At 37.5% G+C, this 21,829-nt stretch carries 17 protein-coding genes and 1 riboswitch; of the genes, 5 read left to right on the forward strand and 12 right to left on the reverse strand.

What is annotated here, in order from left to right:
• The first annotated feature begins 23 nt into the window (after nucleotides 1–23).
• Entirely contained in the window at nucleotides 24–2,345 is a 2,322-nt protein-coding gene (bcsB, locus tag GTH24_RS14255) for a cellulose biosynthesis cyclic di-GMP-binding regulatory protein BcsB (RefSeq protein ID WP_115350684.1), read from the forward strand.
• A 4-nt stretch (nucleotides 2,346–2,349) separates the two neighbouring features.
• Nucleotides 2,350–5,658 carry a cellulose synthase complex outer membrane protein BcsC gene (gene bcsC / locus GTH24_RS14260; protein ID WP_072069290.1) on the forward strand — a complete coding sequence of 1,103 codons (3,309 nt, stop codon included), beginning with the start codon at nucleotides 2,350–2,352 and terminating at the stop codon, nucleotides 5,656–5,658.
• An 81-nt stretch (nucleotides 5,659–5,739) separates the two neighbouring features.
• Here bcsC and GTH24_RS14265 read toward each other — a convergent pair whose 3' ends face one another.
• The 3 genes from GTH24_RS14265 to GTH24_RS14275 are packed head-to-tail and all read right to left on the reverse strand — an operon-like array spanning nucleotide 5,740 to nucleotide 6,919.
• Nucleotides 5,740–6,153 carry a DUF6691 family protein gene (locus tag GTH24_RS14265; RefSeq protein ID WP_072069291.1) on the reverse strand — a complete coding sequence of 138 codons (414 nt, stop codon included), beginning with the start codon at nucleotides 6,151–6,153 and terminating at the stop codon, nucleotides 5,740–5,742.
• Nucleotides 6,154–6,157: 4 nt separating this feature from the next.
• On the reverse strand, nucleotides 6,158–6,592 hold the full coding sequence (locus GTH24_RS14270) for a YeeE/YedE family protein (protein ID WP_072069292.1): 435 nt from the start codon (nucleotides 6,590–6,592) through the stop codon (nucleotides 6,158–6,160).
• 3 nt (nucleotides 6,593–6,595) lie between these two features.
• Nucleotides 6,596–6,919, reverse strand: a complete 324-nt coding sequence (locus tag GTH24_RS14275; RefSeq protein WP_072069293.1) for an ArsR/SmtB family transcription factor — start codon at nucleotides 6,917–6,919, stop codon at nucleotides 6,596–6,598.
• Between the two features lie 105 nt (nucleotides 6,920–7,024).
• On the opposite strand from GTH24_RS14275, the gene GTH24_RS14280 reads away from it, so the two are divergent.
• The gene (locus tag GTH24_RS14280; RefSeq protein WP_141650204.1) at nucleotides 7,025–7,540 is read left to right on the forward strand and encodes a SprT family zinc-dependent metalloprotease; all 516 of its coding nucleotides are present in this window, start codon (nucleotides 7,025–7,027) and stop codon (nucleotides 7,538–7,540) included.
• 134 nt (nucleotides 7,541–7,674) lie between these two features.
• Here the strand turns inward: GTH24_RS14280 and mgtE are convergent, their stop codons facing one another.
• The 4 genes from mgtE to hcp form a co-directional block, all read right to left on the reverse strand.
• The gene (mgtE, locus tag GTH24_RS14285; protein ID WP_072069295.1) at nucleotides 7,675–8,748 is read right to left on the reverse strand and encodes a magnesium transporter; all 1,074 of its coding nucleotides are present in this window, start codon (nucleotides 8,746–8,748) and stop codon (nucleotides 7,675–7,677) included.
• Nucleotides 8,749–8,824: 76 nt separating this feature from the next.
• Nucleotides 8,825–8,996: riboswitch (M-box (ykoK) riboswitch) on the reverse strand.
• Nucleotides 8,997–9,212: 216 nt separating this feature from the next.
• Nucleotides 9,213–9,548 carry a DUF6694 family lipoprotein gene (locus GTH24_RS14290; protein ID WP_109407493.1) on the reverse strand — a complete coding sequence of 112 codons (336 nt, stop codon included), beginning with the start codon at nucleotides 9,546–9,548 and terminating at the stop codon, nucleotides 9,213–9,215.
• Between the two features lie 269 nt (nucleotides 9,549–9,817).
• Nucleotides 9,818–10,822 carry an NADH oxidoreductase gene (gene hcr / locus GTH24_RS14295; protein ID WP_164526550.1) on the reverse strand — a complete coding sequence of 335 codons (1,005 nt, stop codon included), beginning with the start codon at nucleotides 10,820–10,822 and terminating at the stop codon, nucleotides 9,818–9,820.
• A gap of 57 nt (nucleotides 10,823–10,879) precedes the next feature.
• On the reverse strand, nucleotides 10,880–12,532 hold the full coding sequence (gene hcp, locus GTH24_RS14300; protein ID WP_164526551.1) for a hydroxylamine reductase: 1,653 nt from the start codon (nucleotides 12,530–12,532) through the stop codon (nucleotides 10,880–10,882).
• Nucleotides 12,533–13,026: 494 nt separating this feature from the next.
• Between hcp and GTH24_RS14305 the strand changes: the two genes are divergently transcribed.
• On the forward strand, nucleotides 13,027–14,508 hold the full coding sequence (locus GTH24_RS14305; RefSeq protein WP_072069298.1) for an aldehyde dehydrogenase family protein: 1,482 nt from the start codon (nucleotides 13,027–13,029) through the stop codon (nucleotides 14,506–14,508).
• Nucleotides 14,509–14,694: 186 nt separating this feature from the next.
• On the opposite strand, the gene GTH24_RS14310 is transcribed toward GTH24_RS14305, so the two are convergent.
• Nucleotides 14,695–16,095 carry an alanine/glycine:cation symporter family protein gene (locus tag GTH24_RS14310; protein WP_164526552.1) on the reverse strand — a complete coding sequence of 467 codons (1,401 nt, stop codon included), beginning with the start codon at nucleotides 16,093–16,095 and terminating at the stop codon, nucleotides 14,695–14,697.
• 196 nt (nucleotides 16,096–16,291) lie between these two features.
• On the opposite strand from GTH24_RS14310, the gene clcA reads away from it, so the two are divergent.
• A complete protein-coding gene (clcA, locus tag GTH24_RS14315; RefSeq protein WP_164526553.1) occupies nucleotides 16,292–17,713 on the forward strand; it encodes a H(+)/Cl(-) exchange transporter ClcA in 1,422 nt (473 codons plus the stop codon).
• 73 nt (nucleotides 17,714–17,786) lie between these two features.
• Here clcA and tehB read toward each other — a convergent pair whose 3' ends face one another.
• The 4 genes from tehB to GTH24_RS14335 form a co-directional block, all read right to left on the reverse strand.
• Nucleotides 17,787–18,641, reverse strand: a complete 855-nt coding sequence (tehB, locus tag GTH24_RS14320) for an SAM-dependent methyltransferase TehB (RefSeq protein WP_072069301.1) — start codon at nucleotides 18,639–18,641, stop codon at nucleotides 17,787–17,789.
• 78 nt (nucleotides 18,642–18,719) lie between these two features.
• Nucleotides 18,720–19,835, reverse strand: a complete 1,116-nt coding sequence (locus GTH24_RS14325) for an NAD-binding protein (protein WP_241253968.1) — start codon at nucleotides 19,833–19,835, stop codon at nucleotides 18,720–18,722.
• Nucleotides 19,836–19,914: 79 nt separating this feature from the next.
• Nucleotides 19,915–21,000, reverse strand: coding sequence for a linear amide C-N hydrolase (locus GTH24_RS14330; protein ID WP_082151797.1), 1,086 nt, complete (start codon nucleotides 20,998–21,000; stop codon nucleotides 19,915–19,917).
• A 250-nt stretch (nucleotides 21,001–21,250) separates the two neighbouring features.
• Nucleotides 21,251–21,829 (reverse strand): YceI family protein, encoded by a 579-nt coding sequence (locus GTH24_RS14335; RefSeq protein WP_072069302.1) that lies wholly within the window; start codon nucleotides 21,827–21,829, stop codon nucleotides 21,251–21,253.

Genomic DNA, 21,829 nt, shown 5'->3' on the forward strand with positions numbered 1-21,829 from the left:
AATAAGATCATTGGGTAACAATAATGAAAAAACGTTTTCTCATACTTGCCTTATTTATGCTGACTTCTTCAGTCCATGGAGATGAAACGCAAGAAGTGCAAACGAATACTTCAGTGCCACCGGTCACAATAACTGAAGCAGCATCTGAAGTTATTTCTCAAGCAGAGCCAACAAATACACCATTGTCGTCTGGTGATATAGCGCCTTCTGTGCGCCAAAAAACACTGAAATTTGCAAATACAGCCCCTAGCTATGGCGCTATTCATTTAACTGGAGTCAGCCCAGATGGCTATTTAGAATTTGGTGTACGGAGTGATGAATATGTTTCAAAAGCGACCCTAGATTTAGAATTTACGCCTTCGCCATCGTTGCTTCCTGTCGAATCTCATCTTAATGTTTATTTAAACGATGAAATGATGGGTGTTATTACTCTAAAACCAGAAGATTTAGGTAAGAAAAATCAAATCACCCTACCGATTGATCCGCTTTTCATTCAAGATTTCAACCATATAAAACTCTCTTTTATTGGTCACTATCGTGAGATTTGTGAAAATCAAGCTAATACCACGCTTTGGCTTGACGTCAGTAAAAGTAGCCAATTAAATCTGACCTTCCAGTCGCTCCGTTTAAGTAATGAATTAGCTCATTTTCCTGAGCCATTCTTTGATAGCCGTGATTTCGGTTCAATAACGCTACCGATGGTTTTCAGCCAATCACCTAACCTCACTCAACAAAAAGCTGCTGCAATACTCACCTCTTGGTTTGGTACTCAAGTCGATTGGCGTCAGCAAAATTATCCTGTGTTTTATGATGCATTACCAAATCAACACAGTATTGTTTTTGCGACCAATAAACAAAAACCTGAATTTTTAAAACAGCATGCTGATGTTAATGCTCCCACTATCGAAATGCTGACTCATCCAACAAATCCTTATATCAAATTACTTCTGATTATGGGACGTGATGATAATGATTTGATCACTGCAGTAAATGGTATTGCTCGTGGGCAAGTTATTTTCAGAGGAAATGTTGTCACTATCAATGAAGTAGAAAAGCTTATTCCTCGCGAACCTTACGATGCACCAAAATGGGTTCAATTAAATAAACCTATTTATTTTAATACGTTACAAGATTATGAAGGTCAATTGCAATCACGAGGATTAAAACCTAATCCTATTACGTTAAATATGACCTTACCTCCTGATCTCTTTATGTTTAATAATACGGGATTACAAATGCAATTGCGTTATCGCTATACCACGCCTGCATTTCAAGATAATTCGCGTATGTCTATTTCAGTAAATGACCATTTTATTAAGTCCTATCCTCTCGAAAAAGATAAAAAAGACAATCTTGTTATTGCTTACTTACCACTTATTCAAGGCTGGATTGAGCATAAAAATTTATTGAATATCCCTGCAGTAAAATTAGGTGAACGTAACCAAATTACATTTGCATTTGATTACACTAATCCAATACCGGGAGGTTCAACTGAGCAATGTATTACTTATCAACCTGTTCCAAACGCTGTTGCTATTGATGATTTATCCAGTTTTAATTTTACAGGTGATTATCGACATTATATCGCTTTACCTGATTTACGTGTTTACAGCCACGCAGGTTTTCCATTTAGCCGTTATGCCGACCTTTCTGAAACACTCATTTTTGTCAATCAGCAACCGTCTCCGACTCAGTTATCGACTCTTTTGGTCTCTACAGGGAATATTGGTGCTCAAACAGGCTACCCAGCGCTTAATGTTTCACTAACTGATTCATTAGAAGAGTTGCAAAAAAGGGATGCGGACCTACTCCTCATTGGGACTATTCCACCCGCATTAAATAATGACAAACAGATGAACGTATTGATTGATAAGGCGCGTAGTGAAATTACATTGCCTTCTCGTGAAATCAGCATATTTAGCCATACTAGCTATCAACCTACAGATAAACGTCCTGATAGTCGGATCTCATTAACTTCTAAGGGATCAATGGGAGCCATTATCGGATTCCAATCACCATTCTTTTCACAACGTAGCGTGGTCGCACTATTAGCTGATAGTACACAAGGTTACAAGCTATTAAATGAAGCTATCAGTGATAGCGGTAAACGTGATGCAATGCATGGATCCGTGGTATTAGTCAGAGAATCTGGCGTTAATAGCTTACGTGTTGGTGATACTTATTATGTAGGTTACTTACCTTGGTGGGAGGAAGTTTGGTATGTCTTTGCTTCTCACCCAGTCTGGCTTGGTTTAGCAGCAATCATTGGTATTATTCTTGTCTCTCTTCTTATTTGGCGAGCAATGAAAATAAGAAGCCAACGTCGTTTAGCGGCTAAGGACTAAGGCTATGTGGCATTTTGGTCACTCGCATCGACGATCTATTATTGCTCTTTTTGTGCTGACAGGCTTCTTGCCTGTCACACAAGCCAGTGAAGAAACAACTGAAGCCTTTTTGCAAGAGCAAGTGAGATTAGGGACATCCACAGGAAATGAAGCTTTAGTGGCTCAATCGCTACATCGTTTATCTTTAATAAAACCCAATGATCCTAATATCTTATTAATGCAAATTCAGTTTGCTGTAAAACAGAAAGACAGTGCAAAAGCACAACTGTTATTTACGCAATTAGGTACTCAATTTCCACAATCAGAGCAATATCAGCGTGCAATAAAAACGTTATCATTAACAACAGATGAAAATCGGCAAAAACTACAAAGAGCCCAGCTTTATCGCACCGCTGGGCGTTATGATGATGCCTTAACTTTATACGATGAAATCTATCGGGGAATGCCACCTGATGAAACCTTAGCGCTAGAATATATCCAAGTGCTAATGCAATCCTCACACGAGGATAAAATAGACCGACTTAATCATGTTTATCGGCAATACTCTCAAAATGCAAAAATAGCGGGTATTTATCAGCAACAAACAATAATGGCAACAACAAGTCGTATGGCAAGCATAAAGCCTAAATCTGATGTTTCGTCATTGCCTCTTGTTACATTGAAGCAAAAAGCACGCCAACAGCCTGATAATGCTGACATTGTAGGTGCCTTAGGTATCCGCTATTCTCGTGCTAATCAACGTGGTGCCGCAATTTATTATCTTTCTCAGGCGTTAAAATTAGCACCAAATCATGATAATAGTGGTCAATGGCAAACAATGTTGCAATCTAATCAATATTGGTATTTGGTTTCTAAAGCTGATGATGCCCTATTAATACAAGATTATGAAACAGCTGAGCGCTATTTCAATCAACTTAATAAATTAAGCCCTTATAAAAGTGAACCTTATCTTGGCTTAGGTGATATCGCTATTGCGCAACACCAATTAGAGGTAGCGGAAAAATATTATTTACAGGCATTAAAATATCAACCCAATCATCCCGCTACTTTACATAGTTTAGCGAAACTTTATCGCCAACAGTCCCATGAAAAAGCACAACAATTTATTTCCCATTTAACGCCAAGACAATATAAAAATTTGGCAGAAGATTATAGCTATATCATTTCAGGTATCAGACAAGATTTAGCTGCTGATGATGAGCATAAAGAGCAATATCTAAGTGCCATTGAAAAACGTAAAGCAATCGCTAAAGATTATCCTAATGATGTTTGGAATATTTATCGTCTTGCTGATGATTTATTAATGACACAGCAAACCACTGTAGCTGAAGAATATTTTAATCAATTAAATCGTCGTCTCCCTAATGATGCATCTCGCCTTTATGCTTATGCGCTATACCTGAACAAAACAGGCCGAGAAACACAGGCTCTTGATACGCTAAAAACAATTCCTTTATCTCAACGTAGTGAAAGTATGAAAGCGTTAGATAGCCGATTACGTTCTGGTGAAATATTTGCACATGCTGAATCTTTACGTGCAAAAGGACAAGAACAACAAGCCGTTGATTATCTTTTTGCTCATATTCCACCAGAGCAAAAAATTCAAACTTATTTACTATTAGCAAATTGGGCGGTAGAACGAAATAACCAGGAACAAGCCTTAAGTTATTATCATACCGCACTCAATTTAGAGCCCAACAATGAAACTGCATTGTTAGGTGCAATAGATATTGCCTTAGAGCAAGGGAAGAAAGCACAGGCAAAATATTATCTTGCTAAAATTGAAACCCTTTCACCCAACCAATTTAATAGCAATTCTCTTAGACGTGTTGCTAATGCAGAAAAAGAGGTGGGTAATACAGAAAAAGCACAACATTACTTTGCGTATTTAACTCAACAAATTGAGAAAGAGCCGGAGAGTGCTGACGCTTTAGTGTTACGCGATATTGCACGTTTTCAGCGTGATGGACAACACCATCAGCAAGCCCACTATTATTATCAACAAGCCATGATCAAAGACGGAATAACAGATAAATTGCCCAACGATAATAGTGAATACACCACATTAATGCGTAATGACGAAAAAGATAATTGGTTATCTCGAAGCTTACGTGCCGATGCTGAATCACTCTATCGTCAGCAAGAATGGCGTTTTACACTAGAACATGATTATTGGGGCTCTAGTGGAAGTGAAGGTTATTCAAAATTACGTGCTCACACTACGATGTTACAACTTGATCATCCTGTTTATGATGGCCGTTTTTTTTGGCGAGCAGATTTAGTCAATCTCAATAGCGGTAAACTTGGTACATCACCTTATGACTCTAAATTTGGAACTTGTTACCGTACAGGCTGTTCTCCTCTGGAGCAAAAAGCCTTTGGTGTTAGCCCTGCAATTGGTTGGGAAAATGGACAATGGCAGTGGGATCTGGGTACAACACCATTAGGTTTTGAAGTGACAGACTGGGTTGGTAAAATTGCCTATAGTCATGATCTTTTTAATGTGGGTTGGACTCTTGATATTCATCGTCGCCCAGTTAATAGCTCTTTACTTGCTTTTGGTGGACAACGAGATATTTGGACAAACCAAACGTGGGGTGGTGTAAGAAGAACAGGCATCCGTTTGAGTGGAAGTTATGATCTTGGCGGAAAAGACGGTTACTGGGGGGAAGTTTCTGTTGATAAACTCACGGGTAAAAACGTTGAAGATAATAGTAGTATCCGAGGAATGGGGGGTTACTATTATAAAATTATCAATGAAAATAATCGTCGGGTTTCCGTAGGATTAAGTTCAATGCTTTGGCATTACGATAAAGATTTAAGTGGTTATACCTTAGGTCAAGGTGGTTATTATAGTCCTCAAAAATATGTTTCTTTGGGAATACCGATTAATTATCGTGAACGCACTGAAAACTGGTCTTGGGAATTATCAGGCTCCGTTTCTTGGTCTTACTCCCAAACTGATGACAGAAAACGCTACCCCTTACAAAATCTCGTCTCCGTCGATAAGTTTAATCGCTATATGAATGAACTTAGTCCTGAAGATCGAGAAGAAATGATGAAACTTTATTATCAAGAGCGTAATGCGGTTGATGAAGGTGACTCAGGTACTGGCGTTGGCTATACCGCAAGAGCATTAGTTGAACATCGCATTACATCGCATTGGTTTATTGGCGCAGCTATCGATATTCAACAAGCTAAAAACTATACCCCTAGCCATGCATTAATGTATTTACGTTATTCATTTGATGGCTGGAACGGAGATTTAGATTTACCGCCAAATCCTCTGATCCCTTACGCTGACTTTAAATAATGTTCAACTCGTCAGACACAAACGGGAAGCCTAGAGCTTCCCGTTTAATATTTCTACAAATATAAGCAGATTACATTGCCATTACGGTGCTTTACGCAAAAAGCCGACTAATAACCAACCTGTAATCATGGCAAGAACAAATAAAATACCTTGATAAAATCCCGCCCCTGCTAATACCAAACCTGGGCCCGGGCAAATCCCAGCTAATCCCCAGCCAATACCAAATAACACACTCCCCAACACGAGAGGCTTATCAATAATCTTATTGGTTGGAATATTTAAAGGGCACGCTAATATACTTTGTTGTCTACGGCGTGTTAATTGGTAGCCAATAATGCTGACAACAAGACCTGCCCCCATGATTACCAATAAAGAAGGATCCCAGTTTCCTGTAATATCCAAAAACCCTAAGATTTTTTGTGGGTTACTCATTCCACCCACGATCAACCCTGCACTAAATAGAAGGCCACAAAGAAAAGCAACGAACTTTGTCATTTTATTATCCTCCCATTACATGCCGTTGAATATAAACAGTGATAAAAGCGGTCACCATAAACACTATCACAGCAACGATAGAACGACGCGATAATCGAGCTAATCCACAAATACCATGACCGCTAGTACAACCATTACCTAAACGTGTACCTGCTCCCACCAGCACACCTGCTATGATCAACATCCAAGGTGATGTTTCAATCACTGGCGCTAAAGGTTTATCAAAAAAATAAAACAGTGTAGGTGCTATTAACATGCCAATTAAGAATGCCCAACGCCAGCCATTCCCTTGCTGTTTTATTGATAAAATACCACCTAAAATTCCACTTATTCCTGCGATGCGGCCATTAAATAACAATAAAATAGCGGCAGCCGCACCTATCATTAGTCCACCTATTGCTGCACTTAAAGGCGTAAAGTGAACCCAATCTATATTCATAACTTAACCTGCTATAGGGCAATAAAGCTGATAAAGCGTATTAAGAAGCACTAATACTTTTTCATCAGCAATAGAATAAAAGATACGTTTCCCATCACGACGAGTATTCACTAATCCTTCATTGCGTAAAACAGTCAGTTGTTGAGAAAGTGTAGGTTGACGTATACCTAAACTTTCTTCTAATTCACTCACACTTTTTTCACCCTGACTTAATTGGCACAATAATAAGAGGCGATCGCCATTTCCTAGCGTCTTAAGCATGCTAGACGCTTCATTAGCCGCCGATTTCATTGCATCTAATAAATCAGGTTGAACTCGTTGTGTCATGGTAAACTCCATAATCAATATACTTTTTAATAATATGTTAATTTATATATTGTGCAAGTTTTCTTTTTATTGCGTGTTTGTATAAGGCGCTATATGCTCTGTAACATGAAAACGGTAAGAGTCCCCATCGCCTTAGTGCAAAGCGTTATGCGAACACTGCGTGAAAAATTGCAGCAGGCTAATCTTTATCTTAATACAAATTACCCAGAACCTACTCTACATTATAATCAGAGAGGGACTATTGCAGGCAGTGCCTATTATGCAAATTGGGAGATCCGTATTAATCCTACATTATTGATTGAAAATAAACAGAATTTTATTGAGGAAGTTATTCCCCATGAACTAGCACACTTATTAGTTAATCGACATTTCGGTCGCGCAGCGCCTCATGGAAAAGAGTGGAAATGGATGATGGAAACAGTATTAGGCGTTTCAGCTAAACGTACCCATCATTTTGATGTTAGTACTGTTAAAGCCAAAACCTTTCGTTATGCTTGCCAATGTGAAGAAGAACATCAACTTACAATCCGCCGTCATAACAAGGTGTTACGTGGTGAAAATCAATATCGTTGCCGTCATTGTCAATCAATTTTGCAATTTATAGAACAATCGAAATTCTAGCCTAATTCACTAGGTAGCAGATCTCAGCCTTGCCTAAAATGCATTTAATTCGAATAAAATTTAGCAAAAAATAAAGCCGATATGTCAGTAAAATCACATCGGCTTTATCTTGAGAATAAATATGTGGGATTGTCTTAGGCAAACTCGCTCATCACATGAGATGCGATTTCAAAGTAAATAATAAGACCTGTACCATCAATTAACGTTGCGATAAACGGTGCTGACACAACAGCTGGATCAATACCTAAACGCTTTAATACCATTGGAATAACAGACGAAACAATTGCACTCCAAACGGTAATGGAAACAAGTGTTAATCCAACAACAATCATCACTTCCATTCCGACGCCTAAGAACCAAGCTCGTACAAAGCCCGCGATCCCCATGGTTAACGCAACCATGATAGATGTTGTTATCTCTTTTCTTAAAACAGACCACACATTGCGTAAGCTAACTTCTCCTAACGCCATAGCACGAACAAGTGTTGAGGTAATTTGTGTTCCGCTATTTCCCCCAGTACCAATCAGTAATGGAATAAAGAATGCCAATGAAATGGCGGCTTCTAGTCTATCTTCAAAAGCATGTAATACTGTACTGGTATACGCTTCTGCCACAAACAGCATCAATAACCATACAACACGTTTACGCCATAATGTCACTGGACTGGTTTCTAAATAAGGCTGCTCTAATGGTGACGTTGCCCCTTGCATCTGTGCGTCAAGGGTATTTTCATCTTCAATCAATTCCGCAATATCTTGAGGACGTAACACACCCACTAATTTTCCAAAATGCATCACAGGTACACTGTCTAAACCGCTATGGCTAATCAATTGATATACATCATGTCGATTCTGCTCAGGTGATACAGAGAAAAAAGTTTGACGCATAACATCAGACACAAACAGATCATTTGCCGCGGTTAATAATGATTTAACAGGTAAAATCCCATTAAGATAATTATCTTTATCCACCACATATAAATAGGTTGGAATTAATTCATCTTTTAAATCATTAACCAATTGAGCTTTCACATTTTCAACAGAATCAGCGACAGAAACTGCAATATAAGACTGGCTCATATATGCGCTAACCGTTGTATCATCTTTTAAACGATTATATTGGTCTTGAGTTGAGTTGTTTTGCGGTGTGTTTAAGGATGCATCTGCAACTAATACAGCATCCATTTTGTTTTGAGTATTGAAAGTCATTTTTGTGGTTCCCTATTACTGTTTGTGTTTAGCAAATCAGTTCTCCATAGGGGCGAAACCAGAAGCGAGAATGCAAAAGCTATCTACACGTCTCGGTTTTAGCACTATACAACGTATCCGATGAATACTGGAAGTTACATGGGGATATACCTTCGGTCGATATATCCTGTCCTAATCTTGGGCGTCTCTCGACGTCGTCAGATCAGTAACCTGTGTTTGTATAGGAGCCTCGCCTAACGAGATACTGCCATTTTCTTGCGAATGCGGCGCGCATTATAACCACTCACATTATAATGGAAAGCACGATAACGATTTTGTTTAAGTTCTATTGAAAATGATGCCAAGAATATTCATCAGGTAATTAAATAACATAATTTCATTTTGAACTAATATATAAAAAGAAATAAACCTCTTCTACGAAAGTAAAAATCGCATAAGTCAGAGGTGATTTGTTTATTAATTGATTATTTAAATGCTAATTTTTGCACTTTTATTTCTTCTGCCTGTGAAAATATCTCTTTTACCGTTTTACCATCTAATGATTGGCACATTTTACGGGTGATCATATCGCCATTCTTATGACGCCCCGCAATCACTAAATCATTAAAATTAATATCATTAAGGATCGCTAATTCTATTGCTTCGTCAAAACGCGCTTGCTCATCAAGGGGGAGAGAATTACGCATTTCAACAATTGACATACGTAATGACTCTACATTAGAGCCATCAAGGGTTTGTTGAGGTTTTTCACAGCCAGATAACATGACACTAAATAAACAAATAACTAACAATTTTTTCATATACCCCCCCTTACCCAATCAATGGTTTAAATAATAGCAGAATGTTTATAAGGAAACTCCACACTGATTAAAATATATTTTTATTAACTCCCCCATTTCAATACTTTTATTATTCTGAATAAATAAAATGGAGTTTAAATTAAAATAAAGGGGGGGATTTTCCCGGTTAATACCACATTTTATGGGAAGAATAGACATAAAAAACCCCGTTAATAAATTAACAGGGCAAAAAATAGAAAAATAGAAGGAAAGAGTTTAATAAAAAGAGATTATGCTAGCTCAACATCACCTTTTAAACGGCAACTACACGCTAACACATAACCTTGCGCAATCTCTTCAGGCGTTAATGTACTGGTGCTGGAAACATCATAATCACCACTAATAATTCGCGTTTTACAACTGCCACAAACACCTGCACGACAAGCAGCAAAAACCGGCACTTTATTCTCTTCCATTGCCGTTAACAAAGTAACACCAACAGGAACTTTAATTTGCGATAATGGATGACGAATAGTCATGGTTAATTGTTCATTTTCATCAATGCAAACAGGTTCATCACCAAAACGTTCCATAAAGATATTCTCAGCTGGTACACCAAGATTTCTTGCAAAACGTCCTGTATCTTCCATGTAACTATTTGGGCCACAACACATAACAGTGCGACTCGCAATATCAGGTACTAATACAGCTAATTTTTCTTGAGAAATACGACCACTAAATATCCCTTTATTATCAGGTAATTTAGGCATCATAATAAAATTGAGATTATAGGGATACGCATTGGCTAATTCGATCCACTCTTTCTCAAAGATAAACTGGCTTTGCTCACGAATATTAAAAATAACTGTGATATTCGCTTTAGGTTGAGTATTTAGCAACCAGCGTGTCATCGACATCACAGGGGTAACACCACACCCTGCGGCTAACATTAAATAGCGAGCATCTTCTTTTCCTGCACAAGTAAATTCACCTTGGGCATCAGATAACCAAAGATAATCACCTGGTTTGACTTGTGATGTTAACCAACCTGAACCAATGCCATTTTCTAAACGGCGAACAGTTAAAGTGACAAAAGGGCTTAACCCTGGAGAGGATGAAATGGTATAAGCACGCATTGTTTCATCACTATTATTGATACTAACCAATGCAAATTGACCTGGTTTGTATGAATAAAAGTCGTGATTAATTAAATTTAATGTCCACACTTCAGGGGTTTCCTGAACAATTGAGTGAACTTGCATACGATTAGGGCAAAGGGAACTTGGCATCGTCATGGATATTTATTCCTTACCGAAGCCCGTAGGCCTCGGCAATGATGATGAATTAAACGATTAAGCTGAAAGGATCTCTTTAAGATCTTGTTCTGGTGTAGTGATAGAGCGCATACCGAACTTCTCATTTAAGACTGCCAGCAGATTGTCTGTTAAGAACGCAGGTGCTGTAGGGCCGGTATAAATATTTTTTACGCCTAATGAAAGCAGAGTTAATAAAATAACAATCGCTTTTTGCTCAAACCAAGATAAAATTAAGGACAGTGGTAAATCATTGACACCACAACCTAATTTTTCAGCTAGATTAACTGCTAGCATAATCGCAGAGTAAGCATCGTTACACTGACCCACATCAAGTAAGCGTGGTAACCCTTCTAAAGTACCAAAATCTAATTTATTAAAGCGGTATTTACCACACGCCAATGTCATAATTAAACAATCTTGTGGGATTTCTCTTGCTAGATCAGTGTAATAACTACGTTCACCACGGCTACCATCACAACCACCAACCAAGAAAACGTGACGTAATTTTTTCTGTGAAACTAAATCAATCACTGTATCAGCCGCATTTAATAGTGTTTCACGACCAAAACCAACCGTAATTAAATGCTCAATTTCGCTATATGGGAAACCCTCTAATGATTGAGCTTGTTCAATCATTTCAGAGAAATCATCACCTGTGATGTGTTTTACACCCGGCCAGCCAACAATACTGCGAGTCCAAATACGATCACCGTAATTACCCACATTAGGATCAATAATACAGTTTGATGTCATTAATACAGGGCCTGGGAATTTCGCAAATTCAATTTGCTGATTCTGCCAACCACTACCATAGTTACCCACTAAGTGTTTATATTTTTTAAGTTCTGGGTAACCATGAGCAGGTAACATTTCACCATGAGTATAAATGTTGATACCTTTACCTTCAGTTTGCTCAAGTAGCATTTGTAAATCTTTCAGGTCATGACCTGAAATTAATATTGCTTTACCTGCAACAGGACGCACATTAACCGTAACTGGCGTTGGGTTACCATATGCTTGTGTTTCACCTTTATCCAAAATTGCCATAATGCGGAAGTTCATTTGACCAATACCCATCGCATTTTCTAACAATTCATTCATATCAGCAGGATCAGTTCCTAACCACGCCATATAGCGGTGATACTCTGCATAAATTTCATTATCGTATTGGCCTAAGACATGCGCATGTTCCATATAAGCAGCAGCACCTTTTAAGCCATATAAACACAGCATACGTAAGCCATGAAGATCATCACCAATCTGTGCTTTATCGCCATTTAAGGCAAATAGCTGGGCTTGTTTTTGTAAACTGTCTAAATCATTTCCAGCTAATTGAATTTCAGCTCTTGGATTAGTGACCTGAATCGCTGCATTTTTTGCTAAGATACGAGATTTCAGACTTTCACGGAAATAGATAGCTTCTTTCGCATAGCCGACAATGCGATCAGAATCAAAGTTGACGTTAGTTAACGTAGAGAAAAAAGCGCGAGGCGCAAAGCTGTCTACATCATGATCAATAATATCAACACTACGTGCCGCTAATGCCCAGGCAGATAGTCCTTCTAATACAGCAACCAATAAATCTTGAAGATCTGAAGTTTCTGCTGTTTTACCACACATACCTTGCGCATAGGCACAACCATTACCTACAGGCGTTTTCATTGTTTGTTCACATTGCACACAATACATATCGTATTCCTTCTAATAAAAGATAACGCTTTATTTTTATAAGTTGCATTCTAGATGCAACATAAGAATACGCCATTTTTATCAGAGAGAAAGTGCAATATTGAATAATTTAAATGTTGTTTGATCTAACGCAATTTCTAGCAAATCTTTTAATATCTTTTTTTTTATCTTTTGATTTCACATAAATCTAAAGCCTGATTTTTTGAACAGATTGATTAATCGCATTACACCTTTGATAAGAAAATGAGAAAGAATATTGAAGAATAACTGATGGGGTATTTTTTGTTTAATCATATAAAGAGTGAGAGATGAAACGATTAAATTAATTTAATTTTGTTAAATCAGTAATATTCATTACTATTTTTTATAGTTAATATCACCTATTGCATCAATAGCTAATCAAATTATTTCATTTGATATATGTTATTAGCACGAGTATTACGAAATGAAATTATAAGTTTAAATGATGCTCACCCCTACATTGGAGATTAAAAATGATTAAACTAAATAATGTTCCATCAGAATTTCGTCCTCTAGAAAGCTACAAAATGCTAATTGGAGGAGAATGGGTAACTAGCACATCGCAAAAAACAACTAAAACCTATAGCCCTGCAACCGGTGAATTATTAAGTGAATACCAATCAGGAAGTGCCGAAGATGTCGATCGCGCAGTCACTGCCGCACGTAATGCATTCAAAACATGGAGTAAAACATCTCCAGCAGAGCGCCAAGCCCTCTTATTAAAAATTGCAGATCGCTTAGAGCAAGAGCAAGAACGCTTTGCTTGGATCGAATCATTAGATAATGGTAAGCCACTCAATGAGTCGAAAAACATAGATTTACCTGCCTCTATTGACCATTTTCGATATTTTGCAGGCGTGATACGCTCTCATACCGATGAAAGTGCCGTCCTAGACGAAAATACCATTAGCCTTGTTATTCGTGAACCCATTGGCGTAGTTGGGCAAATTATTCCATGGAACTTCCCATTATTAATGGCAGCATGGAAATTGGCGCCAGCAATTGCCGCGGGTGATACTGTCGTAATTAACCCAGCAACACTGACTTCCCTTTCATTATTAGAGCTAGGTCGTATTTTAAATGAAATATTACCAGCTGGTGTGATTAATATTGTTACGGGACGTGGATCTATTGTAGGACAAGCTATTTTAGAGCACCAAGATATTGATAAACTGGCGTTTACAGGTTCTACCAATGTGGGTTATACCGTAGCAGAAGCCGCAGCGAAAAAAATGGTTCCAGCAACACTGGAATTAGGCGGAAAATCAGCCAATATTGTTTTCCCTGATGCAAATATGAAAAAAGCGGTCAAATATTCAGCATTGGCAATATTGATGAACCAAGGACAAGCTTGTGAATCAGGTTCACGTCTGTTCTTGCACAAAGATATTCATGACGACTTTTTGAAAGCATTAAAAACTGAATTTGAGAGTATTCGTGTCGGTGATCCTCTTGATCCTAATACACAAATGGGTACACAAGTTAGTCAAGATCAAATGGATACTATCTTAGGCTACGTTGAACTCGCAAAAAAAGAAGGCGCAACTGTTTTAACTGGTGGTGAACGTATTACGGGTGAAGGCTACGATGATGGATTCTTTATTCGTCCTACTATCATCATTAACGCAACTAACCAAATGCGCGTTGCACGAGAAGAAATTTTTGGGCCTGTATTATGTGTTATTCCATTCGATAATGAAGATGAAGTGATCGAAATGGCAAATGATTCAGAATATGGACTTGGTGGTGGTGTTTGGACTCAAGATATTAACCGTGCCTTACGTGTTGCAAAAGCAGTAAGAACCGGTCGTATGTGGGTTAACACTTATCATGAACTCCCAGCTCACGCACCATTTGGGGGTTACAAGAAATCAGGTTTAGGACGTGAAACACATAAAATGATGTTAGATGCTTATAGCCAAGTGAAAAACATCTTCATCAGTATGAAAGAATAAGATTTTCTCTCTTTTCTAAATTCTTATAAATATAATATCTATACTCATCTCTTCGCCTTCTCCCCAGAAGGCTTTTTATTATCTATAATTTCTCACACTTTAAGTTATCACCATAAAAAACCGTATGCCAAATTCTAAGTGCATACGGTTTTTTGTTGTGTTTTTTAGCCAATAAGTAAGAACGAGTTACTCTGCTTCGGCTTCTTTTTTGCTCACTGAATGAGTTTCTTTATCTAACCCAATATTATCAGCGTTAACATCTTTTATATGATCTTTTGTTAAGCGATAAACAACTGGGCTCAATAAGGCTAATGCAATTAAGTTAGGAATAGCCATCATTGCATTGAGTGTATCGGCCAATAACCACACAAACTCTAATGATTGTGTTGCCCCTACCGGTAATGCAATCAGCCATGCAATACGAAATGGCATAATAGCTTTAGGTCCAAAAAGATATTGCACACATTTCTCACCATAAAAACTCCAACCTAAAATAGTAGTAAATGCAAAAATGGCTAACGCTATGGCCACAATATAGTTACCACCCGGAATAGCGATAGAGAATGATGCAGCAGTTAATGTTGCTCCACTTTGTCCTGTTAGCCATTGTCCTGTAATAACGATGGTTAATCCCGTAACAGAACAGACGATGATGGTATCAATAAATGTCCCCAACATCGCAATCAAACCTTGGCGAACAGGATTTTGTGTTTTAGCTGTTGCGTGTGCAATAGGTGCACTACCCAATCCTGCTTCGTTAGAGAAAACACCACGCGCTACACCAAAACGGATCGCTGCCCAAACGGCTGCACCAGCAAACCCACCTTGAGCAGCAACTGGAGTAAATGCTGATTTAACAATAAGGACAATAGCATCAGGAATGGCGGTCACATTTAGCGCTAAAACAACAATACCAGCACCAAAATAGCCAACAGTCATGATAGGAACTAATTTACCTGCGACATCGGCAATACGTTTGATCCCACCAATGAGTACCGCGCCAACTAAGACAACTAACACAATGGCGGTAATGGTAGTTGAAATGCCAAAATTACTTTGTAATACATCTGCGACTGAGTTAGCTTGCACCGTATTACCAATACCGAAACCAGCAAAGCTACCGAAAATAGCAAAAACGGTACCTAACCAAACCCAATTTTTACCCAAACCATTCTTGATGTAATACATTGGGCCACCAACATAGTTTCCGTATTTATCAACTTCACGAAAACGCACCGCTAATACAGCTTCAGAATACTTTGTTGCCATCCCCACTAATGCCGTCATCCACATCCAAAACAAAGCACCGGGGCCACCTAATACAACTGCCGTTGCAACACCGGCGATATTACCTGTTCCGATAGTTGCTGAAAGTGCCGTCATCAATGCATTAAAGGGCGATATTTGTCCTTCGCCTCTTTTATCATTTTTTTCAAATAGAAGTTTAAATCCTGTACCTAATTTTCGGATAGGTAAGAAACCGAGCCGAAACTGCATAAAAAGACCAATTCCTAGAATACCGACAAGCATCGGCACTCCCCATACCACGCTATTTATAGCGCTTAATATATTTGTGATGAAATCCATAAATTACCCTTTCTCGTCCAAAATGTTATATAAATATGTATTTTTTGTTATCAATTACACTAAAGATGAAAAAGTGAAAATATGCTAGAAAAAAAAACGACTAACTCTAAAATTGATTACGTTATGTGAGAAATATCACTTCAATACAAAATTACGCTATCATTATGTTCATTGTTACAATACATAAATCAAAGTTATGCATAACCGTAAATCTATCCAAAATAGCCAAAATGAACGACGTTTTAATTTATTCAGAAAAGCTCAAGAAACCAACCTTGCGCCACTGAAAGTCCTGCTACTGTCTGCCATAGTCGGTTCGCTTGCTGGATTAGTGGGTGTTTTATTTGAAAAAAGTGTGAGTTGGGTTATAAACTTCAGACAAGAAGAACTCGTCAAAACCTTCACCAATCCTTATGTTCTGGTAATTATTACATTGTTATTTTCCTCTGTTTTAGCCATGCTCGGTTACTATTTAGTGAAAAAATTCTCACCTGAATCAGGAGGATCTGGTATCCCTGAAATTGAAGGGGCAATGATAGATATTCGCCCTGTTCGTTGGTGGCGAGTATTACCAGTAAAATTTATTGCCAGTATTGGAACATTAGGTTCAGGCATGGTATTAGGTCGTGAAGGCCCAACGGTTCAATTGGGTGCCAATATTGGTCAATTGGTTAATGATATTTCTCGCTTAAAAGATAAAGAATCACGTCACACATTATTAGCAACCGGCGCAGCTGCCGGATTAACAGCAGCTTTCAATGCACCTCTTGCGGGTATTTTATTTATTATTGAAGAGATGCGTCCTCAATTTAAATACAACCTTATTTCTATTAAAGCGGTTTTTATTGGAGTAATTATGTCATGCATTGTCTTTCGCCTATTTAATGGTGAAGGCGGTGTCATTCATATTGGTAAATTTTCATCAGCCCCACTTAATACACTTTGGTTATATCTAGTCTTAGGTATGTTATTCGGCATTATTGGCGTTATATTCAGTAAATTGCTTTTTTATGTTCAAACTCAGTTCCAACATTTTTATCAAGATAAAACTTCACGTTTTGTTTTAACTGGCGGTATTATTGGTGGGCTTTGTGGCTTATTGGCACTTATCATTCCTGAAATTACTGGCGGTGGATTTAGCATTATTCCAGCACTCAGTACCGGACAATATTCTCTTATTGCACTGTTACTTTTCTTTATTTTACGAACGATCACATCCATTATTAGTTTTGCATCTGGCGCTCCAGGTGGCATATTTGCCCCCACTCTCGCATTAGGTACTCTGTTTGGTAGTGCATTCGGATTAATGGCAACATTACTTTTCCCTGACTATCAAATTCAAATCGGTACTTTTGCCATTGCTGGTATGGGAGCCTTATTTGCGGCAACAGTAAGAGCGCCACTGACTGGAATAGTTTTAGTCTTAGAAATGACAGATAATTATCAGCTTATCCTTCCAATGATAATCACCTGTTTAGGAGCGACAATGTTGGCACAGCTATTAGGTGGTCGCCCTATTTATACCGTTTTATTAGAACGCATATTACAAAAGTCTGAAACAAAAGAACAAACAGACCAAGCTGATGACATTAAAAGTGATAAATCACCACAACAATAAAACAGACTTTAACAGATAAAAAAATACCCCAACTAAAAAATTGGGGTATTTAAAATAAATGTTATGATCTGAATTATTTTTTACGAGCAATTAACGTCGCAAAATTCAAAGCAATACGATTACCATTAGCATCAGTTTTATGTAAATGACCAGGGTTTTCATTATATTTAATAATTTCCCAGTCTTTATAGTAATCTGCTAATTCGCCTTGACGTAAAAAAGTCTTAAAAGGAATTTCAGCAGGATCACTATTCGCTGTTTCAACCGGACAAACAATCACATTAATACCATTACTATTAGTACATTCTTGCATGTTTTTAATAATGCTTTCAATGCGTCCACGTTGGCAGAACATCAACACAACGGTTGAAATAATGATGTCATATTTTTCAGTCAGTGAAGCTTCATTTATATCGTATAAACCGCTTTTTACTGCAAAACCTGTTTTAGCTTTAACGGTTTCAATCGCATCAATATGAGAGGCATTAATATCTAATGCAGTGACATCATACCCTTGAGACGCTAAATAGAAACTATTACGTCCACGCCCTGCACCTAAATCCAAAACCTTGCAAGGCTGAGTCAATGTTGCCATGTAACGCACTTCAGAATGCGGTAGTGATAAGTCATTTTCTTTAAAAAGTTTATCTTCTGGCGCACATAAAAATGAAAGCTGACAACGTACATCATCGCTCGCTTTATCAATTTTATGCCATTGTTGGGGCTGAATGAGTGGAGGTTGATTTTCCGTATCACAATCTACCGAAATTTGCGAACCGTCATCATTAAATACAACAAATGTCATTTTACCTTGCAGGACTCGCATTTGAGCATAAGTGCCTTCTTTTGTATTGTGGCGTTCTAATAACGCCAAAGGAATTGATGTTCGTGTCCACTCTGGCATTGTTTTATAACTAACAAGTTCCATAATTCAACCTCACTTAAGATGCATATTAAATACATCTTATGGTAATCATTATCGTTCGTAAAGATAGTTTGAACAAAATTATGATTTTAAATATTTGTTTAAAAGCAAATCTGTCACATCTGATGAAGAAATAGATTCACCACATAATACCTTCATCATAATTTCTTTACCTAACGATGCTAAAGAAAACAACATATCAGGACGTAATCGACTGATCTTATCTCTATTTTCATCTTGATTAATAATGGTAATTAACTTGGCATCAACATTAGAACATTCTTGGATAGTGAGTAGGATAAAGGTATTTTCAGCATCACTTTCAGATAAAGTTGCTACCCAACTGGCTTTAGCAATATTAGCGGATTGCAGTGTCTTAAGGTTAGTAGGATCACCTTCAATAATGTTAGCTTGTGTATCATAAACAGCTTTACTTTTATCAGTACAAATTGCAATAACTGGTTTTCCCTGCTCTCTTAATCCCTTTTCTAATTGTGAAGCCAGTGCCGAAGAGCCAATAATAATAAAATGATTATGCATTTTAGCGATCCTTTTCTTAACAATCTCGCGAGTCCCACGAGCAAGAAATCCCATGACATAAACAATGGATGTGGTAAAAACGGTTATTCCCAAGATCACAACAGTCAGTGTAAATATACGTGCATTTGTACTAATTGGCACAATATCGCCAAATCCCAATGTCGTCATACAGACAATAGAAAAATAAAATGCATCCATTAATGTTGTAATATGAGGCCTAAACTCATCCCCGATATAAAGACTCCCTAACATTGAGAATAACAGCAAAGAAAGGATACAGATAAAAGCCACAAAGCCAGCACTAGTTAAACTATGATGTGGAAAGGCTCGCCAACTGATTAATAATCCAATTACCAAAGCAAATGAAAAATAAGCCTGAAAACCAATTTGCTGATAAACCGCAACATCAAGAAAAACAATAGTAGCTAATAAAATAAGCGAGACACACCATGCGATCCTTGCACCTAAATACATAAATATTGAAAGCAAGATTAGCGCACAAGCTAACATCACTTTAGGTATATCGAGAAGCTTTAATACACCCAATGATTTAAGCCATGCAGAAAAACCGTGTATTTCCCAATCCAGATAAATACCACGGGACAACAAAATTGAGTAAATGATAAATATACCATTCAAGATAAGTAATAAAGACATCGTCTTTCTTGTCACTTTAGATGTCTCTATCACATTTAGTATTACGGATAATTTCATATTAGGTATCGTGAATACTCAACTAGTTATTTAAAGGAATATTATCTAATCCTTGAAATTTAAAAGGCTCTGCTGGTTTAAAATGGCTTGTTGCATTAGCTGAATAAATGATTGATTGCTCTTCACCTAATGGTAACACCATGACTTTCCCGCTTTCCTTTGAAAAATCAATTTCCTTTAAGTTAACCCAAAAAGTATTCGGTGATAATGCTGATTCGAAAAAATATAATTGATTCTTATGATCAGCCACAGTTCTCCAGCGTGTAGATGAGATTTCTGGCGACTCAACGGTGCTTAATCCATAAGGAACAGAAACATTTCTGATCACACCAAAAACACTAGCAAGCGATTTTTTACTCGATTGAGCCTTAGGGATAGCATTCACATAAAAAGAAGCTCTGGCAAAACGATCAGATGCACGATTCGTTCCTGGTAACATCACGGTTCCACCAATTTGTTGCCAATAACTATTTAATGCTAACTGCTCTGAAAAAATAGGTGAATTCGTCATCACTTGATACTCTTTGCTGTGATGAATGACTTGTTTGCCGTTGATATATTCAATAATAGCACTATCACCAGTAGCATCCGAAAGAGAAAGGTGTAACGTCGCCATTCTGTCCTGTCCTGGCACCTTATCCGTTAAAACAATAAAAGGTTCACTTTCTAATGCTGTCACGGCTTCTTCAACGGTAGCAAAATTATCTAGCACATACTGAGCCCATGCTGAAATCGAAATAGCCGGTTTTTCTTTGGTATAAGCTGGATAATCTGATTCCGCCAACCATAATAAATTAGCGACCAATCCCTTTTCATTCATACCATCTGTTGTTGAAATATCATAACCGGATGCAACAACACTTCCATATTTAGATGTCCATTTAATTGAATTATCGCCTGCCTCTCCTGAACGTTGCATACCTTGTGGAAATGTCCATAAATTGGTTCCAATGTCATATTTCCAATCCATTGAACGAGCTGTAATGACTTGATTATTATCACCTAAATAGACAAGCCGAGTACACGCATCAACCTCTGACACACCTGCTGTTAAAAAAGTAGAAATAAACAGAGTACCCAAAAAAGTATGACGTAATTTTTTCATTATTGACTCTTTTTTCGTTAAATAAAGGGATAAGGATGTGAACATGCCTTTGTTATGATCCTCTTTGTTCTTACCTAAAATAGGTAAAGCGTCAAAATAAATCTTAATTAACCCTATGAAAAAATAAGAACTATTACCTAAGTATAAGGCAATAATTTTCAATCGCGCATAAAAAAACCGATACTCTAAGGTATCGGTTTAAAAATCATATAAAGTCATATGGGGCTTTATTGCTTCACAAAAAAACGTTCAATTACGCTTTTTTTACACCTTCAACTGAGATAATTAGTTCAGCTTCTTGTGATTTTGGCCCTAAATCTGATTTAATATTAAATTCTTTTAGGTTTACTTTACCTGTTGCTTCAAAACCAGCACGGTAACCTTTCCAAGGATCCGTTCCTTCGCCAATTAATTTTGCATTTAATGATACAGGCTTAGTCACACCATTTAATGTTAAATCACCAACCACTACATAGTTCTCACCTTCACGAGTAACGTTGGTTGATACAAATCGTGCTTCAGGATATTTGCTCACATTAAAGAAATCAGCACTACGTAAATGTTTATCGCGCTCAGCATGATTTGTATCTAAACTTCCTGTTTTGATCACAACATCAACTTTATCTTTTGATGGATCTTCTTTGTCATAACTAAAAGTACCATCGAAATCTTTAAATGTGCCATATAACCAGCTATAGCCTAAATGTTGGATACGAAACTGTACAAATGCGTGTTGACCTTGTTTATCAATAGTATAATCTGCGGCTAAAGCAGTGCTCGCATTAAATAACAACGCACCTGCTGTTAAACCCAATAAAGCTTTCTTAAACAT

Source organism: Proteus vulgaris (genome assembly GCF_011045815.1).
Classification (GTDB): domain Bacteria; phylum Pseudomonadota; class Gammaproteobacteria; order Enterobacterales; family Enterobacteriaceae; genus Proteus; species Proteus vulgaris_B.

Bases quoted from the DNA above. Each gene is read 5' to 3' on its own strand.
- GTH24_RS14265 (WP_072069291.1), bottom strand. From the start codon at position 6,153: ATGACAAAGTTCGTTGCTTTTCTTTGTGGCCTTCTATTTAGTGCAGGG.
- hcr (WP_164526550.1), bottom strand. From the start codon at position 10,822: ATGACGATGCCAAGTTCCCTTTGCCCTAATCGTATGCAAGTTCACTCA.
- mgtE (WP_072069295.1), bottom strand. From the start codon at position 8,748: ATGACTTTCAATACTCAAAACAAAATGGATGCTGTATTAGTTGCAGAT.
- GTH24_RS14270 (WP_072069292.1), bottom strand. From the start codon at position 6,592: ATGAATATAGATTGGGTTCACTTTACGCCTTTAAGTGCAGCAATAGGT.
- tehB (WP_072069301.1), bottom strand. From the start codon at position 18,641: ATGGAACTTGTTAGTTATAAAACAATGCCAGAGTGGACACGAACATCA.
- GTH24_RS14280 (WP_141650204.1), top strand. From the start codon at position 7,025: ATGAAAACGGTAAGAGTCCCCATCGCCTTAGTGCAAAGCGTTATGCGA.
- GTH24_RS14310 (WP_164526552.1), bottom strand. From the start codon at position 16,095: ATGGATTTCATCACAAATATATTAAGCGCTATAAATAGCGTGGTATGG.
- bcsB (WP_115350684.1), top strand. From the start codon at position 24: ATGAAAAAACGTTTTCTCATACTTGCCTTATTTATGCTGACTTCTTCA.
- GTH24_RS14290 (WP_109407493.1), bottom strand. From the start codon at position 9,548: ATGAAAAAATTGTTAGTTATTTGTTTATTTAGTGTCATGTTATCTGGC.
- bcsC (WP_072069290.1), top strand. From the start codon at position 2,350: ATGTGGCATTTTGGTCACTCGCATCGACGATCTATTATTGCTCTTTTT.
- GTH24_RS14335 (WP_072069302.1), bottom strand. From the start codon at position 21,829: ATGTTTAAGAAAGCTTTATTGGGTTTAACAGCAGGTGCGTTGTTATTT.
- hcp (WP_164526551.1), bottom strand. From the start codon at position 12,532: ATGTATTGTGTGCAATGTGAACAAACAATGAAAACGCCTGTAGGTAAT.
- GTH24_RS14275 (WP_072069293.1), bottom strand. From the start codon at position 6,919: ATGACACAACGAGTTCAACCTGATTTATTAGATGCAATGAAATCGGCG.
- clcA (WP_164526553.1), top strand. From the start codon at position 16,292: ATGCATAACCGTAAATCTATCCAAAATAGCCAAAATGAACGACGTTTT.
- GTH24_RS14305 (WP_072069298.1), top strand. From the start codon at position 13,027: ATGATTAAACTAAATAATGTTCCATCAGAATTTCGTCCTCTAGAAAGC.
- GTH24_RS14325 (WP_241253968.1), bottom strand. From the start codon at position 19,835: ATGTCTTTATTACTTATCTTGAATGGTATATTTATCATTTACTCAATT.